The organism is Pseudomonas sp. 1L-B-1-E-C1 (assembly GCF_057291835.1).
Map to the genome: position 1 here is coordinate 1 of NZ_JBXAWN010000002.1, position 16,292 is coordinate 16,292.

General features: G+C 61.2%; 13 protein-coding genes. 12 read left to right on the forward strand and 1 reads right to left on the reverse strand.

Annotated features, from left to right (window positions below; genetic code table 11):
• Positions 1-1,874: retention module-containing protein (locus tag AC0Z4S_RS03740; protein ID WP_485622105.1), on the reverse strand; the 1,874-nt coding region annotated here is incomplete at its 3' end.
• 360 nt (positions 1,875-2,234) lie between these two features.
• Here AC0Z4S_RS03740 and AC0Z4S_RS03745 point away from each other — a divergent pair.
• From AC0Z4S_RS03745 to AC0Z4S_RS03800, 12 genes are all read left to right on the forward strand, one after another.
• Positions 2,235-3,587: a TolC family outer membrane protein gene (locus AC0Z4S_RS03745; RefSeq protein ID WP_485622107.1), complete on the forward strand. Its 1,353-nt coding sequence runs from the start codon at positions 2,235-2,237 to the stop codon at positions 3,585-3,587.
• Between the two features lie 33 nt (positions 3,588-3,620).
• Complete coding sequence (locus tag AC0Z4S_RS03750) at positions 3,621-5,777, forward strand: type I secretion system permease/ATPase (RefSeq protein WP_042610144.1); 2,157 nt, start codon at positions 3,621-3,623, stop codon at positions 5,775-5,777.
• Positions 5,767-7,134, forward strand: coding sequence for an HlyD family type I secretion periplasmic adaptor subunit (locus AC0Z4S_RS03755; protein WP_471878398.1), 1,368 nt, complete (start codon positions 5,767-5,769; stop codon positions 7,132-7,134). Before AC0Z4S_RS03750 ends, AC0Z4S_RS03755 begins: the two co-directional genes overlap by 11 nt.
• Before the next feature lie 334 nt (positions 7,135-7,468).
• Entirely contained in the window at positions 7,469-8,365 is an 897-nt protein-coding gene (locus AC0Z4S_RS03760) for a TauD/TfdA dioxygenase family protein (protein WP_485622108.1), read from the forward strand.
• 17 nt (positions 8,366-8,382) lie between these two features.
• Positions 8,383-9,243 carry an ABC transporter ATP-binding protein gene (locus AC0Z4S_RS03765; protein WP_485622109.1) on the forward strand — a complete coding sequence of 287 codons (861 nt, stop codon included), beginning with the start codon at positions 8,383-8,385 and terminating at the stop codon, positions 9,241-9,243.
• 20 nt (positions 9,244-9,263) lie between these two features.
• Positions 9,264-10,130 carry an ABC transporter permease gene (locus AC0Z4S_RS03770; RefSeq protein ID WP_485622110.1) on the forward strand — a complete coding sequence of 289 codons (867 nt, stop codon included), beginning with the start codon at positions 9,264-9,266 and terminating at the stop codon, positions 10,128-10,130.
• 132 nt (positions 10,131-10,262) lie between these two features.
• Positions 10,263-11,180: a LysR family transcriptional regulator gene (locus AC0Z4S_RS03775; RefSeq protein WP_016772273.1), complete on the forward strand. Its 918-nt coding sequence runs from the start codon at positions 10,263-10,265 to the stop codon at positions 11,178-11,180.
• A 225-nt stretch (positions 11,181-11,405) separates the two neighbouring features.
• Positions 11,406-12,944, forward strand: coding sequence for an MFS transporter (locus AC0Z4S_RS03780; RefSeq protein ID WP_485622111.1), 1,539 nt, complete (start codon positions 11,406-11,408; stop codon positions 12,942-12,944).
• Positions 12,945-12,972: 28 nt separating this feature from the next.
• A complete protein-coding gene (locus AC0Z4S_RS03785) occupies positions 12,973-14,040 on the forward strand; it encodes an HlyD family secretion protein (protein WP_485622113.1) in 1,068 nt (355 codons plus the stop codon).
• Entirely contained in the window at positions 14,037-15,605 is a 1,569-nt protein-coding gene (locus AC0Z4S_RS03790; RefSeq protein ID WP_485622114.1) for an efflux transporter outer membrane subunit, read from the forward strand. Before AC0Z4S_RS03785 ends, AC0Z4S_RS03790 begins: the two co-directional genes overlap by 4 nt.
• A 78-nt stretch (positions 15,606-15,683) precedes the next feature.
• Positions 15,684-15,929 carry a DUF2789 domain-containing protein gene (locus AC0Z4S_RS03795; protein WP_485622115.1) on the forward strand — a complete coding sequence of 82 codons (246 nt, stop codon included), beginning with the start codon at positions 15,684-15,686 and terminating at the stop codon, positions 15,927-15,929.
• A gap of 88 nt (positions 15,930-16,017) precedes the next feature.
• Positions 16,018-16,263 (forward strand): type II toxin-antitoxin system prevent-host-death family antitoxin, encoded by a 246-nt coding sequence (locus AC0Z4S_RS03800; RefSeq protein WP_253497765.1) that lies wholly within the window; start codon positions 16,018-16,020, stop codon positions 16,261-16,263.
• Positions 16,264-16,292 lie beyond the last annotated feature (29 nt).

The following is a 16,292-nucleotide window of genomic DNA, read 5'->3' on the forward strand; positions in this document are numbered from 1 at the left end:
GTGCCGACGGTTTCGCCGGCGGCAATGGTAATGGTCGAACCGTTGGACAGAGTCACGGTCACCGGGGTTTGCGCCGGGTTGGTCAGGGTCGCGGTATAGGTGATCTGACCGCCTTCAACGATGTTGTTGGTCGCGGTCAGGGTCAGGCCGGTGTTGTCGACCGAGTCGGTGATCGTGGTAACCGCAGGCGTGTTGCTTGGCACCAGGTTTTCGAAATTGCCACCGGTAGCGCCAGTGATCGTGGTGCTGACGGTGCCGCCATTGTTGTAGACGTCGTTGGCCGCTGTGGGCACGTTGACGGTGCCGACGGTTTCGCCCGCAGCAATTGTGATGGTCGAGCCGTTGGACAGCGTGACGGTTACCGGGGTCTGCGCCGGGTTGGTCAACGTCGCGGTGTAAGTGATCTGGCCACCTTCAACGATGTTGTTGGTCGCGGTGAGAGTCAGGCCGGTGTTATCAACCGAATCAGTGATGGTGGTAACGGCTGGCGTCGGATTCGGCACCAGATTTTCGAAGTTGCCGCCGGTAGCGCCAGTGATCGTGGTCGTAACGGTACTGCCATTGTTGTAGACGTCATTAGCTGGGGTCGGCACGTTGACGGTGCCGCTAGTCTGGCCAGCGCCAATGGTAATGGTCGAGCCATTCGACAGCGTGACGGTTACCGGGGTTTGAGCCGGGTTGGTCAGGGTCGCGGTGTAAGTGATCTGACCGCCTTCGACGATGTTGTTGGTCGCGGTCAGGGTCAGGCCAGTGTTATCGACCGAGTCGGTAATCGTGGTAACGGCTGGCGTTGCGTTCGGCACCAGGTTTTCGAAATTGCCACCGGTAGCCCCGGTGATCGTCGTCGTAACGGTGCTGCCATTGTTATAGACGTCATTGGCCGGGGTCGGCACGTTGACGGTGCCGGTAGTCTGGCCAGCGCCGATGGTAATAGTCGAACCGTTCGACAGGGTGACGGTCACCGGGGTTTGCGCCGGGTTGGTCAATGTCGCGGTGTAAGTGATCTGCCCACCTTCGGTGACGCTCGAACCAGCCGTCAAGGTAACGGTAGTGGTGTCGACGGTGTCGGTGACTTGCGTGGTCGCCGGGACGGTCGGCGGGGTCACGGTGATGCCGTTGCCGCCGCTGGTGCCGGTGACGGTCACGTCGATCTGGGTCGGGTCGTTATAGACCGTGTCGTTCGGTGCCATTGGCACGTTGACGGTGCCGGTGGTGGCGCCGGCCGGGATGACGATCACCGCGCCATTGGACAAGGTGATGGTCAGGTCGGTCAGCGGCGCCTGGGTCAGGGTCGCGGTGTACACCAGCACGCCGCCGGCTTCGGTGATGGTCGGCGTGGCGCTGAGGCTCAGGGTCGAATCACGCTGCGCGTTGGTGGTGGTGTCTGTGGTCAGGCCGCCCGTAGTGTCCTGCGCGACTTGCCCGGCAGCGTTGATGCCCGCCGTTGGGAAGCCAATGGTCGGATCGACGCGGCCAGCGGTGGCGTCGAGCATGACGAAGCTGTGACCACCACCGGCAGCACCACCGGTACCTGCGGCGGTCGGGCCGGCCGCGGTGGACTCGAGTGCGGTGGTCGGGTCGACACCGGCGGCGATGGCTTGCTGCAGTTCTTCAACAGAAGGTGCCGCCTGCGCGGTGGCTTCGGCCAGGTCAGTGCTGGAGTCAGGCGAGCTGGCGCTCCACTGGGTGTCGCGGCCCAGATCGAGCGTGCGGCCATCGGCCAGTTCCAGCGATACCGCGCCTGACAGACCGGTATCGATCTGATCGCCGACATACAGGCGATCGCCTTCAACGAGTACGCGACGCACGCCCTCTGGGGACACCACGAAAACCTGACCGACAATGCTTTTGACGACGGCAACAACACTGCTCATTGAAGACTCTCCGGGTGTCACATTCAGTTGACTTCCATGGACCTGACGGGCGTCGGCGCCACTTCAGTCTGGACGTACTTTCGATAAAATGGATAACTTGTTGACGCTGTATTTCGTCAATAATCTGGCTATATATTTTCGCGATTAACTTTATGCCAAACTATTGACCTTCTGGGAGCCATCCTAAACAATCGCCCCACTAATGTCACATTGATATTTCCGCGGCGACCTGTCCTTCAGCGTGTCATCCAGTTCCTCTTTTGAACTTTCCGACATACGGTCATTCGGGTTGCCATCATCCGACGCAGCGCCACGTTTCTGCTGTGATTCAAGACAAGAAGTTCCGGGAAAATTCCAACCATGCGTTCGCTTTTGCTCCTTGCCGCACCCTTCGCTCTCGCCGCCTCTTTCGTACAAGCACAATCCTTACCAGAAGCCATGCAACAGGCACTGGATGTCCATCCGGAGATTCAGGCGGGGGTCAACAGTCGATTGGCGGCGGATTATCAATTAAAGGCGGCGAAAGGGGGATACCTGCCCAAGGTCGATCTGCTGGGCGGCTATGGCCGTGAAGGCACTGACAGCGTGACGACCCGAGCGAACGGTGGCGGCAATCACTGGGAGACTTTGAACCGCAGCGAGTCAAGTTTACGTCTCTCGCAAATGGTTTTTGACGGATTTGCGACGTCTAACGAAGTGGCGCGTCAACAAGCCAACGTCAGCTCCCGTGCTTATTCCTTGTTGGGCACTTCCGAGCGCACCGCGCTGACCGTCGCCCAGGTGTATCTGGACGTACTGACCCGCCGCGAATTCGTGCGTCTGGCCGAGGAAAACCTCAAGAGCCACCAGCGCATCTACGACCAGATCCAGCTGCGCACCCAGCGCGGCGTCGGCAGCGGTGCCGACCTTGATCAGGCTGAAGCCCGTATGGCCCAAGCCCGCAACAACCTGATCACCGAACAGACCAACCTCGCCGATGCAGAAACCAACTTCCTCAGCGCCGTCGGCCAGATGCCAGACCAGCTCGAGCGCCCGGCGCCGTTCATGGCGATGATGCCGGCCAACCTCAATGAAGCTCGTGCGCAGATGCTGGAAAACAGCCCGATCCTGCGCTCCGCCGAGTCGGACATCGCCGCTGCCGAAAAGCAGTTCGCCACCGCGAAATCGACCTTCTACCCGCGCTTCGACGCCGAACTGGGCCGCACCGCCGATAACGATCTCGACGGCCAGAACGGCCACAACAACGAATGGCAGGCCATGCTGCGCATGCGCTTCAACCTGTATTCCGGCGGCAGCAACAAAGCTGATCTGGAAGCCAAGTCGTACCTGGCCAACCAGGCGCTGGATATCCGCAACAACGCCCTGCGTCAGTTGAACGAAGAGCTTGGCCTGGCCTGGAACGCGCTGAACAACGCCAACGCCCAGGTGCCGATTGCCCAGCAGTACGTCGATCACAGCACCTCGGTGCGTACCGCCTACCAGCGTCAATTCAGCCTCGGCGAACGCACCCTGCTGGACTTGCTCGACAGCGAAAACGAGTTGTTCACCGCCTCGCGGCGTCTGGCGGAAATCAAGAACATTCAGTTATTTACTCAGTACCGAATCAAGGCGACCATGGGCCAATTACTCAAAAGCCAGGGAGTGGTCGCACCGTTGGCATCCGTTGTGCAGAACGACGTGAAGCCCAAGGTCCAGCTGCCTGGGATGAACTGAGTTATCCCTTTCAACTGCTAAAGAGTGTCGAGCGTGGAATCAGAAGTCAGTCGAGTTCAACTCAGCCATGATCCACGCGCGTTGCATGACGATCCGTTGCTGGATGGTCTGCTCGCCCTGTGCATGCTGCACCAGAAGCCTGCCAGCGCAGCGATGCTGACCACCGGCCTGCCGCTGCCCAAACAACGTTTGAGTGTCGAGTTGCTGCCCCGCGCAGCGGCTCGCGCCGGCCTGCAGGGGCGGGTGTTGCAGCGCAAGCTCGAAGAGATTCCGGCGATCGCCATGCCCGCGCTGTTGTTGCTCAAGGATGGCCGCAGTGCCGTCCTGCTCGGCTGGCAGGGCGAAAACGATGCGCGGGTGCTGCTCAGCGAAAGCGATGGCGGCGAATCGGTGGTCAGCCGCGAACTGCTGACTGACGATTACACCGGCAAAGTGTTCTTCGCCCAGCCACAGCACAAATTCGACGTCAACCACGGCACGCTGATCCCGCGGGCACGCTCGTGGTTTCGCGACACCCTCAAGCGTTCGCGCTGGCTCTACGCCGATGCGATCGCCGCGAGTTTCCTGATCAACATCATCGCCATGGCCGCGCCGCTGTTCGTGATGAACGTCTACGACCGCGTGGTGCCGAACCAGGCCGAAGCCACCCTGTGGGTGCTGGCACTGGGCATCACCGGCGCCTACATCTTCGACCTGATCCTCAAGAGCCTGCGCAGTCTGTGCCTGGATCTGGCCGGGAAGAAAACCGACCTGATCATCTCCGCCACGCTGTTCGAGCGCATCGTCGGCATGGCGATGAAATACCGTCCGGCGCGGGTCGGCAGTTTTGCGCAGAACATCCATGAATTTCAGAGCCTGCGCGACTTCCTCGCCTCGCTGACCCTGACCAGCCTGATCGACCTGCCTTTCACCATTCTGATTTTCATCGTCATCGCCATTCTCGGCGGGCATCTGGTATGGATTCCGGTGCTGGCATTCCCGATTGCGCTGCTGATCGGCTACGCCTTGCAGAAGCCGCTGATCGCGACCATGGAGCGCACCATGGCCCTGGGCGCCGAGCGTCAGTCGAGCCTGATCGAAACCCTCGCCGGTCTGGACGCGGTCAAGGTCAACAACGCCGAAAGCGAGCGCCAGTATCAGTGGGAGCAGACCATCGGCACCCTCAGCCGCCTCGAGCTGCGAGTGAAAATGCTCTCCGGTCTGGCGATGAACATCACCTTGCTGATCCAGCAATTGGCCGGGGTGATCATGATCGTCTTCGGCGTGTACCAGATCATCGCCGGTAACCTGAGCATGGGCGGGCTGATTGCCTGCTACATGCTCAGTGGCCGCGCGCTGAGCCCGCTGGCGTCGCTGTCCGGTCTGCTCACGCGCTATCAGCAGGCGCGGGTGACCATGACCTCGGTCGACCAGATGATGGAGCTGCCGCAGGAGCGCAATTTCGAAGAGCGCCCGCTGAGCCGCAAGGTTCTGCAGGGTGCGATCGAATGCCGTCAGCTCAGCTTCACCTACCCGGATCAACAGAACCCGGCGCTGAAGAACATCAACCTGGTGATCCGTCCCGGCGAGAAGATCGGCATCATCGGCCGCAGCGGCTCGGGCAAAAGCTCGCTGGCCAAATTGCTGGTCGGTCTGTACCAACCGGACGACGGTGCGTTGCTGGTCGACGGCGTGGACATCCGCCAGATCGACGTCAGCGAACTGCGCTACAACATCGGTTACGTGCCGCAGGACATTCAGCTTTTGTCCGGCACCCTGCGCGACAACCTGGTGTCCGGCGCGCGTTATGTCGAAGACGAGCTTGTCCTGCAGGCGGCCGAACTGGCCGGCGTCCACGAATTCGCCCGTCTGCACCCCCAAGGCTATGAACTGCAAGTCGGCGAGCGCGGGCAGAACCTCTCTGGCGGCCAGCGGCAGAACGTCGCCCTGGCCCGGGCGCTGTTGCTCAATCCGCCAATTCTGCTGATGGACGAGCCGACCAGTGCGATGGACAACACCGGCGAAGAACGCCTCAAGCAACGCCTCGCGGCGGTGGTTGAAAACAAGACTGTGGTGCTGGTCACGCACCGGGCATCGCTGTTGTCGCTGGTCGACCGCCTGCTGGTGATCGATCGCGGGCAGATTCTCGCCGACGGCCCGAAAGCCGCCGTGATGGAAGCGTTGAAGAAGGGGCAGATCAGTGTTGCTTAAGTCCGGTGTCAAGGAGTCGATCCGTCGCTACTTCAAGGGCTCTGCCTCGCTGCAGGGCCAGCCGCTGCCGGAGGTCAACAAGGCGCTGATCGAAGACGCCCCGCGCGTCGTGCGCCTGACCATCTGGGCGATCATCGGCTTCTTCGTGTTCCTGATGCTCTGGGCCAACTTCGCGGTGATCGACGAAGTGACCAAGGGCGACGGCAAGGCAATTCCCTCTTCGAAAATCCAGAAAATCCAGAACCTGGAGGGCGGTATCGTCTCCGAACTGTTCGTCAAGGAAGGCCAGATCGTCGAGGCCGGCGCGCCGCTGATTCGTCTCGACGACACGCGTTTTGCCTCCAATGTTGGCGAAACCGAGGCCGATCGCCTGTCGATGCTGCTGCGGGTCGAGCGCCTCAGCGCGGAAGTTGATGATCGCCCGCTGAGTTTCCCTGAAGACGTGCTCAAAGCGGTGCCGGGCCAGGCGAAAAGCGAAGAGTCGCTGTACATCAGCCGCCGTCAGCAATTGCACGACGAAATCGGTGGCTTGCAGGAGCAGTTGATCCAGCGTCAGCAAGAGTTGCGCGAGTTCAGCTCCAAGCAAGCGCAGTACCGTCAGCAGCTCGGCTTGCAGCGTCAGGAAATCAACATGTCCGAGCCGCTGGTGGCGCAGGGGGCGGTCTCGCCGGTAGAAGTGTTGCGCCTCAAGCGGGCCGAAGTGGAGACCCGTGGTCAGCTCGACGCGACCACGCTGGCCATCCCGCGCGCGGAATCGGCGATCAAGGAAGTGCAGCGCAAGATCGACGAAACCCGGGGCAAATTCCGCAGCGAAGCGCTGACCCAGCTCAACGAAGCGCGCACCGATCTGAACAAGGCCCAGGCCACCGGCAAGGCGCTGGAGGACCGCGTCAGCCGTACTTTGGTTACCTCACCGGTGCGGGGTATCGTCAACAAGTTGCTGGTCAACACCATCGGCGGGGTGATCCAGCCGGGCAGCGACATGGTCGAAATCGTGCCGCTGGACGACACCCTGCTGGTCGAAGCCAAGATCCGTCCGCAGGACATCGCCTTCCTGCACCCGGGGCAGGAAGCGATCGTCAAGTTCACCGCCTATGACTACACCATTTACGGCGGGCTCAAGGCGCAGCTGGAGCAGATCGGTGCCGACACCATTACTGATGAAGACAAGAAAACCACCTATTACGTGATCAAGGTGCGCACCGAGCGCAGTCATCTGGGCACGGATGAAAAGCCATTGCTGATCATTCCGGGGATGGTTGCGTCAGTGGATATCATTACCGGCAAGAAGTCGGTGTTGAGCTATTTGCTGAAGCCGATCATCCGGGCGCGAGCCGAGGCGTTGCACGAGCGCTAGATCTTCAGCGCTGCTGACGGCCCCTTCGCGAGCAGGCTCGCTCCCACAGGAGATCGCATTTCAACTGTGGGAGCGAGCCTGCTCGCGAAGGCGTCCGCTCAGACTCTACATATCCGTCGGGAAGTGACACAAATCGTCACCCCACCCCCTCACCATTCGCCATATCGTTATTCATTAACGGTATTTAATTTTCAATTCTTATAGCTATAAAGTCACCCACCTGCGTACCTGCCGACCAATCGGCGCGCCGCACGACCTGAACCGACACGCAATCCAGCGTGAGTGTCTGATCGACGTGCGCGTCCGTGAGCGCGCCGTGCGTGGGAGATGATTGATGTCCGCCGCTACTGCCACCGAAAGCGCCGCAACTGCCGCGCCACAACTTTTCGAAATTCGTCCATTCAGCGGTGCCGTCGGCGCCGAGATCGTTGGTCTCGACCTCAGCCGACCGGTCAATGACCAGGACTTTGCGCGCATTCACCGCGCGCACCTGGATCACCACGTCGTGGTCTTTCGCGATCAGCAGATCACCCCGCAACAGCACATCGATTTCAGCCGTCGCTTCGGCGTGTTGCAGATCCACGTGCTCAAGCAGTTCCTGCTGGCCAATCACCCGGAAATTCTCATCGTTTCCAACATCATCGAGAACGGCCAGAACATCGGTCTCGGTGACGCCGGCAAGTTCTGGCATTCCGATCTTTCCTATAAAGAGCTGCCGAGTCTCGGCTCGATGCTGCACGCCCAGGAGCTGCCCGCCGAGGGCGGCGACACGCTGTTTGCCGACATGCACAAAGCCTGGGACGACTTGCCCGCTGCGTTGCGCACTGCGGTCGAAGGACGTTCCGCTGCGCATTCCTACACCGCGCGCTACAGCGAAACCAAATTCGAAGGCAACTGGCGCCCGACCCTGACCCCGGAACAACTGGCCCAGGTCGCAGAAGTAGTGCATCCGGTGGTGCGCACCCACCCGGAAAACGGCCGCAAGGCCTTGTTCGTCAGTGAAGGCTTCACCACGCGCATCGTCGGCCTGCCGGAAGACGAAAGTCGCCAGCTGCTCGGCGAACTCTTCGCCCACAGCGTGCTGCCGCAAAACATCTACCGCCATCAGTGGGAACCGCATGACCTGGTGTTCTGGGACAACCGTTCGCTGATCCACCTCGCCGCCGGCTGCCCTGCGCATCTGCGCCGCAAGCTGTATCGCACGACCATTCAGGGCGACGCGCCTTTCTGATTTGCCGGAGATCGACCATGAACGCCCCTTTGCCAGGCCACGCGGCCAGCAACCCGATCGCCCAGAGCGAAGCGTTGTTGGCCGTCGATCACGTCAGCCTTGAATACCGCACGCCGCAACGCGTGGTGCGCGCCACTCACCAGGTCAGTTTCGCCGTCGATCCGGCTGATCGTTTCGTCCTGCTCGGCCCGTCCGGGTGTGGCAAATCCACCCTGCTCAAAGCGGTCGCCGGGTTCATCCAGCCCTGCGAAGGCGAGATCCGCCTGCAAGGTCAGCGCGTCGATGCACCGGGGCCGGACCGCATTGTGGTGTTCCAGGAATTCGACCAGTTGCCGCCGTGGAAAACCGTGAAGCAAAACGTGATGTTCCCGTTGCTGGCCTCGCGCACCTTGAACAAGAAAGACGCGGAAGAACGCGCGCTGCACTATTTGCAAAAGGTCGGCCTGGCGGCGTTCGCCGACGCCTATCCGCACACCTTGTCCGGCGGCATGAAGGCGCGGGTGGCGATCGCCCGGGCCTTGGCCATGCAGCCGAAAATCCTCTTGATGGATGAACCCTTCGCTGCACTCGATGCGCTGACCCGCCGCAAGATGCAGGAGGAATTGCTGCTGCTCTGGGAAGAGGTGCGCTTCACTTTGTTGTTCGTCACCCACTCGATCGAAGAGGCGTTGGTGGTGGGCAATCGCATCCTGTTGCTGTCGCCGCATCCGGGGCGGGTGCGCGCCGAAGTACACAGCCATCAATACGATCTGCACAGCCTTGGTGGCGTGGCGTTTCAGGAATCGGCACGGCGCATTCATCGTCTGCTGTTCGATGAAGGCCAGGCGCCGGAGACCGAACGTGAGCATGACTTCAACGACATTCGCATCGCCTATTGAGCGGCCAGGAGGACTACCCGATGAGCCATTCATCATCCGTGCGTGAAGAATTCGAAACAGTGCTCGAGCCGCTCACCGCAGTGCCGGTCGAGCGCGAATTGCCGCTCGGCATGCGCCTGTGGCAACAGGGCTGGCTGCGCAAAAGCCTGATCCTGATCGTGCTGGCGATTATCTGGGAAGTGGTCGCGCGGATTCAGAACAACGACCTGATGCTGCCGAGCTTTCTGCAAACCGCACAGGCCTTGTTTGACGGTGTGCTCAGTGGCGAGTTGCTGGCCAAGGTGTGGATATCTTTGGTGGTGCTGATCAAGGGCTACCTGATCGGCATCGTTCTCGCGTTCGCCCTGACGACATTGGCGGTCTCGACCCAGTTGGGGCGTGATTTGCTCAGTACGATGACCTCAATGTTCAACCCGTTGCCGGCGATTGCCCTGCTGCCGCTGGCGTTGTTGTGGTTCGGGCTGGGGCAGAACAGCCTGATTTTCGTGCTGGTGCATTCGGTGTTGTGGGCGCTGGCGCTGAACACTTATGCCGGATTTCTCGGCGTCTCCGAGACGCTGCGCATGGCCGGGCGCAATTATGGTTTGAAGGGCTTGCGCCTGGTCTTGTTCATCCTGATCCCGGCGGCGCTGCCGTCGATTCTCGCGGGTCTGAAAATTGGCTGGGCGTTCGCCTGGCGCACGTTGATCGCCGCCGAGTTGATATTTGGTGCGACCAGTGGCAAGGGTGGGCTGGGCTGGTACATCTTTCAGAATCGCAATGAGCTGTACACCGACAAGGTGTTTGCCGGATTGGCGGTGGTGATTTTGATTGGCTTGCTGGTGGAGAATCTGGTGTTCGATACCCTCGAGCGTGTGACCGTCAAGCGTTGGGGTATGCAGCGCTGACCTGAAAAGATCGCAGCCTTCGGCAGCTCCTACATGGGAAAACCATCCCCTGTAGGAGCTGCCGCAGGCTGCGACCTTTTGATCTGCTAGCATTGCGTCCGGATCAATCCAGATCAGCAATGAGTGCTCAGCATGCAACTCCCGGACATGAACCTTCTGGTCGCCCTCGATGCATTGCTCGACGAGGGCAGCGTGGTCGGTGCTGCGCGGCGGATGAATCTCAGCCCGGCGGCCATGAGTCGCACGCTGACAAGAATTCGCGAAGCCATCGGCGATCCGATTCTGGTGCGCGCCGGGCGTGGCTTGGTGCCGACCCCCAAAGCCCTCGAGTTACGCGAACAGGTGCGCGATGTGGTCGAGCAGGCAGCGTTGCTCTTTCGCTCCGCCGACAGCGTCGAGCTGGGCACCTTGCGTCGACGTTTCAGCATTCGCGCCAATGATTTTTTCGTAGGCGTCTACGGCGGCAAGCTGTTCGACACCCTTGACCAGCTCGCCCCGCATTGCGAACTGCGCTTCGTCCCGGAAGGCGACGGCGACGATGAGGCGCTGCGCGAAGGGCGCATCGATCTGAGCGTCAGCAATACCCGGCCGCTCACGCCGGAGGTTAAGGTACAGAACCTGTTCTCCACCCACTTCGTCGGCCTGGTGCGCGAGAACCATCCGCTGCTCGACGGCGAAATCACTGCCGAGCGCTACGCCGGGTTTTCCCACATCAGCATGTCGCGCCGAGGCATCGCTCGCGGCCCGATCGATACGGCGCTGAATGCTCTGGGGCTGGAGCGCCGGGTGGCGGTGATCGCGCCGAGTTTCCACGCAGCAATGTTTGCCTTACCCGACTCCGACCTGATCCTGCCGGTGCCCAAAGAGGCGCTGCTCAGCGTACGGCGGCTGGGGCTGAAACTGCGTTCATTCGACCTGCCGATTCCGCTGCCGATGCTGATGCTGACCCAGGCCTGGCACCCGCGTTTCGACAAGGACCCGGCCCACCGCTGGCTGCGCGAAACCCTCAAGACCTGCTGCGATGAAACGTGGCTGGCGGCACAGCCGTAAATCATCAGGCACCATCGAATCCCTGTGGGAGCGAGCCTGCTCGCGAAGGCGTCGAATCAGTCACCTCAATGGCGACTGGTCGACCGCTTTCGCGAGCAGGCTCGCTCCCACATAGACATTCACCGTTGTGTCTGATGCACTTATAACCTGCCGATAAGTCAATTTTCGTCAGCATCAAGCCTCACTAAAATGCTCCGGTATTTCCACCCCCGGAGCTTTTCATTCATGACATCCCTGACGGTCACGGCGCCCCTCGCTGCGACCAGCCCGGCGACGGCGGCTGCGCCACCGGTGTTCGGGGCGCGGATCATCATTGGTCTGGTCGGCGTGCTGTTGGCCGTGCTGGTCTCGGGCCTCAACGAGATGGTCACCAAAGTCGCACTCGCCGATATTCGTGGCGCGCTGCACATCGGCTATGACGAAGGCACTTGGCTGGTCGCCAGCTACACCGCCACGTCTGTCGCAGCCATGGCCTTCGCGCCGTGGTGCTCGGTGACCTTCTCGCTGCGCCGCTTCACCCTCTGCGCCATCGGACTGTTTACCGTGCTCGGCGTGTTGTGCCCGTTCGCGCCGAATTACGAAAGTCTGCTGCTGATGCGCATCCTTCAGGGCCTGGCCGGCGGCGCGCTGCCGCCGATGCTGATGACCGTTGCGCTGCGCTTTTTGCCCGCCAACATCAAACTCTACGGACTGGCCGGTTACGCCTTGACCGCGACGTTCGGCCCGGGACTCGGCACGCCGCTGGCCGGTCTGTGGACCGAATACGTCGGCTGGCAATGGACGTTCTGGCAGATCATCGTGCCGTGCCTGATCGCCATGGCCGCGGTGGCGTACGGCTTGCCGCAGGATCCGCTGCGCCTGGAGCGGCTCAAGTCATTCAATTGGAAAGGCTTGCTGCTGGGCTTTCCGGCGATCTGCATGTTGGTCATAGGCCTGTTGCAGGGCAATCGGCTGGACTGGTTCGAATCAAGTTTGATCTGCGCCTTGCTCGGTGCCGGTTCGCTGCTGCTGGTGGCTTTTCTGATCAATGAATGGTCGCAGCCGATTCCGTTTTTCAAGCTGCAGATGCTCGGCATCCGCAACCTGATGTTCGCCCTGATCACCCTCGCCGGCGTGCTGATCGTGCTGTTGGCGGTGGTGCTGATTCCGTCGAGTTATCTGGCGCAGGTGCAGGGTTATCGTCCTGCGCAAACCGCGCCGATCATGCTCATCGCCGCGTTGCCGCAGTTGATCGCGCTGCCGCTGGTGGCGGCGTTGTGCAATTTACGCTGGGTCGATTGCCGCTGGGTGCTTGGCATTGGTCTTGGCATGCTCGCGCTGTCCTGCCTGGGCGGTTCGCACCTGACGTCGCAGTGGATCCGCGACGATTTCTACGTCCTGCAATGGCTGCAGATTTTCGGCCAGCCGATGGCGGTGTTGCCGCTGCTGATGTTGTCGACCGGCAGTATCTCGCCGATGGAAGGGCCTTTCGCGTCAGCGTGGTTCAACACCGTCAAGGGGCTGGCGGCAGTGGTTGCTACCGGCGTAATCGAAGCGCTGACCACCTCGCGCCTGCATTTCCATTCGACCATGTTGGTCGACAGCCTCGGCAATTCGCCGCTGGCCGATCACAGCGATCCGGGCCTCGCTCACCGCGTGCACGAGCAGGCGGTGGTGCTGACTTCGTCCGACCTCTACGTGTGCATGGCTGGCGTCGCCGTGGCGTTGATCCTGCTGATTTTCTGGCTGCCGACGCGGATTTATCCACCGCGCGCGCCGACCTGATCGCTGCACTGAAACTGAAGGTTTTTTTATGACTCAATCCAAGCAAAAACTCGCGGTAGCCGTGGCTGCCGCATTGGCGGTGGGCGTGCTGGTGTACCTGGCGATGCCAGGACTGTTCGGAAACCGCACCGAGCAAACCACCAACGACGCGTTCGTCTCCGCCGACTACACGCTGGTGGTGCCGCGCGTGGCCGGCTTCATCAAACAGGTGCTGGTTGAAGACAACCAACAGGTCAAGGCCGGGCAGTTGCTGGCGTTGATCGATGACCGCGATTTGCGCGCCGCAGCGGAAGCGGCGGATGCGCAAACCCTGGTCGCGCGGGCGCAGTTGCAGAACGCCAACGCGACTCTGGAGCGGCAGGCTTCGCTGATTGCTCAGGCACAGGCTGCAGTGGTCTCGGCCAAAGCGCAAATGGCTTTCGCGCAGCAGGAACTGAACCGCTACAACCACCTCGCCGGGGTCGGCGCCGGCACCGTGCAGAACGCGCAACAGGCACGCACGCGCATCGATCAGGCTTCGGCACGCCTGGACACCGCGACGGCGAAACTGGCGGCCGAACGCAAGCAGGTCGAGATCCTCACCGCCCAGCGCAACGCTGCCGAAGGCACTCTGAAACACGCGCAGGCGGCGCTGGAAATCGCCAGTTTCAACCTGTCGTACACGCGCATCATCGCGCCGCAGGACGGCATGATCGGCGAACGTGCAGTACGTGTCGGCGCCTACGTCACGCCGGGCAGCAAACTTCTGGCGGTGGTGCCGTTGCAGCAGGCGTATGTGGTTGCCAATTTTCAGGAAACCCAATTGACCGACGTGCAGCCGGGGCAGGATGTGCAAGTGCGGGTGGATAGTCTCGGTAGTGAAGCCCTGACTGGCCGTGTCGAGAGCATTGCGCCGGCAACGGGCGTGACCTTTGCGGCGGTGAAACCGGATAACGCGACGGGTAATTTCACCAAAGTGGTGCAGCGGATTCCGGTAAAGATTGTGCTGGAGCCGGGTCAACCACTGGCCGAGCGGTTGCGGGTGGGGATGTCGGTCGAGGCGAGTATAGATACCGCCAGCTCAAAGGCGTCCGGGCGTGAGGTGACGCAGCGATGATCGGTGTTGAATCGGCTGTCAGCTTCGCGAGCAGGCTCGCTCCCACATTTTGTAATGCGTTCCCCCTGTGGGAACGAGCCTGCTCGCGAAAACGCCAGTGGCAGCAACTCACCCTGAGTACCTTGCTTGCAGTCAGCCTCAGCGCTTGTACCGTCGGCCCGGACTTCCAGAAACCCGCAGCCACTCAACCTTCCGCCTGGGCCCAACCGAGCCAGTCCGCCCCGAGCCAGGCCGTCAGCGACCCGCTGGACGAACGCTGGTGGGAGGTCTTCAAAGACCCGCAACTGTCAGCGCTCACCCAACGCGCGTTGACCAGCAACCTCGACCTGCAACTGGCCAGCAGCCGCCTGCAACAAAGCCGCGCCGCGCGCCAGGTGATCACCGCCGAGCGTTATCCGAATAGCGCCGCCACCGGCAGCTACGCACGCAAACGCAACAGTGGCAAAGGCTTGAACGATCCCTCGGGAAACAACGGCGATTCAGCCTTCAACTTGTGGGATGCCGGTTTCTCGGCTTCGTGGGAGCTGGATTTCTGGGGCCGCGTGCGTCGTGAAACCGAAGCCGCTGATGCCAATCTCGAAGTGGCGGAAAACGATCGTCGCGGTGTGCTGCTGACCGTACTGGCCGACACTGCGCAAAACTACATTCAGCTGCGTGGGGTGCAGAACACCCGTGCCGTCACCGAGCAGAATCTCGACGTCGCCCGGCACAGCCTGAAGCTTTCGCAACTGCGGCTGGCCGATGGCGTGGCGACCGATCTCGACGTCGCCGAAGCCGCCGCGCAAGTCGCCGCCATCGAAGCGCGGCTGCCAGCGCTTGAGCAGCGTCAGGCGCAACTGATCAACGCGATCAGTCTGTTGATGGGCGAACCGCCGCAAGCCCTCACTCGTGAGTTGTCGATAGACGCGGCAGTGCCGCAGTCGCCACTGCAAGTCGCGATTGGCCTGCCGTCGGAACTGGCCGAGCGCCGCCCGGATATCCGCCAGGCCGAAGCGCGTCTGCACGCCGCCACCGCTAGTATCGGCGTGGCCAAGGGCGATTTCTATCCGCGCATCACCCTATCGGGCAACCTCGGTTCGCAAGCGATGCAACTGAGCGATTTCGGTTCATGGGGCTCGCGCGCCTTTGGCATCGGCCCGCAATTCAGCCTGCCGCTGTTCGACGGCGGACGTCTGCGCGGCATGCTGCAGTTGCGCAAAGCCCAACAACAGGAAGCGGCCATCGCCTACCAGCAGACCGTGTTGCGCGCCTGGCATGAAATCGACGACCAACTGACCGCCTACAACGCCAGCCAGCGCCGTCGCGACAGCCTCGCCGAAGCCGTGCGCCAGAACCAGATCGCCCTGCGCACCGCGCAACAGCAATACGTCGAAGGCGTGGTCGATTTCGTCAACGTCCTCACCGTGCAGAGCGCCTTGCTCGCCACGCAGGAACAATGGGTAGAAAGCTCGACCGGCGTTTCCCTGGCGATGGTCGGTTTATACAAAGCGTTGGGCGGCGGATGGCAATCGGTCTATCCGGCAGCGCAACTGGCTGCAGGCTCGGCGAACGTCGCCAAACCCTGAACCCACCGCGACCGCTATGATCAACTCCACTGCAGCAAACGGCGTAACGCCTGACCTGAATTGCAGAGGAGTTGCATCATGGAAAATCCGCAGCACAGCCTTCCTGCCCTGTTCAAACAACTTGGCCTCCCTCACGACGCGATCAGCATCGACCAATTCATCGCCAGCCATTCCCCGCTCAAGCCGGATTTGCATCTGGCCGACGCGTTTTTCTGGACGGAAAGTCAGGCGCAGTTTCTGCGCGAAGAGATTCTGGATGATGCGGATTGGGCGGAGGTGGTGGATCAGTTGAATGTGATGTTGCGGAAGGGGCGGGTGGGATGATCAGGCTGAACCTTTGCGACTCTGTCACGGCAGCAATTGATAAGCTTCGATATCGACCGAAATTTCGATCGCATTCGAGGTCCTTACCGTGCAAAGAGTTTTCGCCGATATGGCTGTCAGTATTTCCGAACTGAAGAAAAATCCTTCTGCCGTTCTTAAAGGCGCAAACGCCGGTGCTGTGGCAATACTCAATCACAACCGGGTCATGGGCTATATGGTGTCTGCCGACGTTTACGAAGCGTTGGTCGAGCGGCTTGATGATCTTGAGCTTATGCAGATTGCGCGTTCTCGAGATCACGAAACACCCATGCCGGTAAATCTGCATGACTTATAAGCTTGAGTTTCTGTCGTCTGGAAACAAAC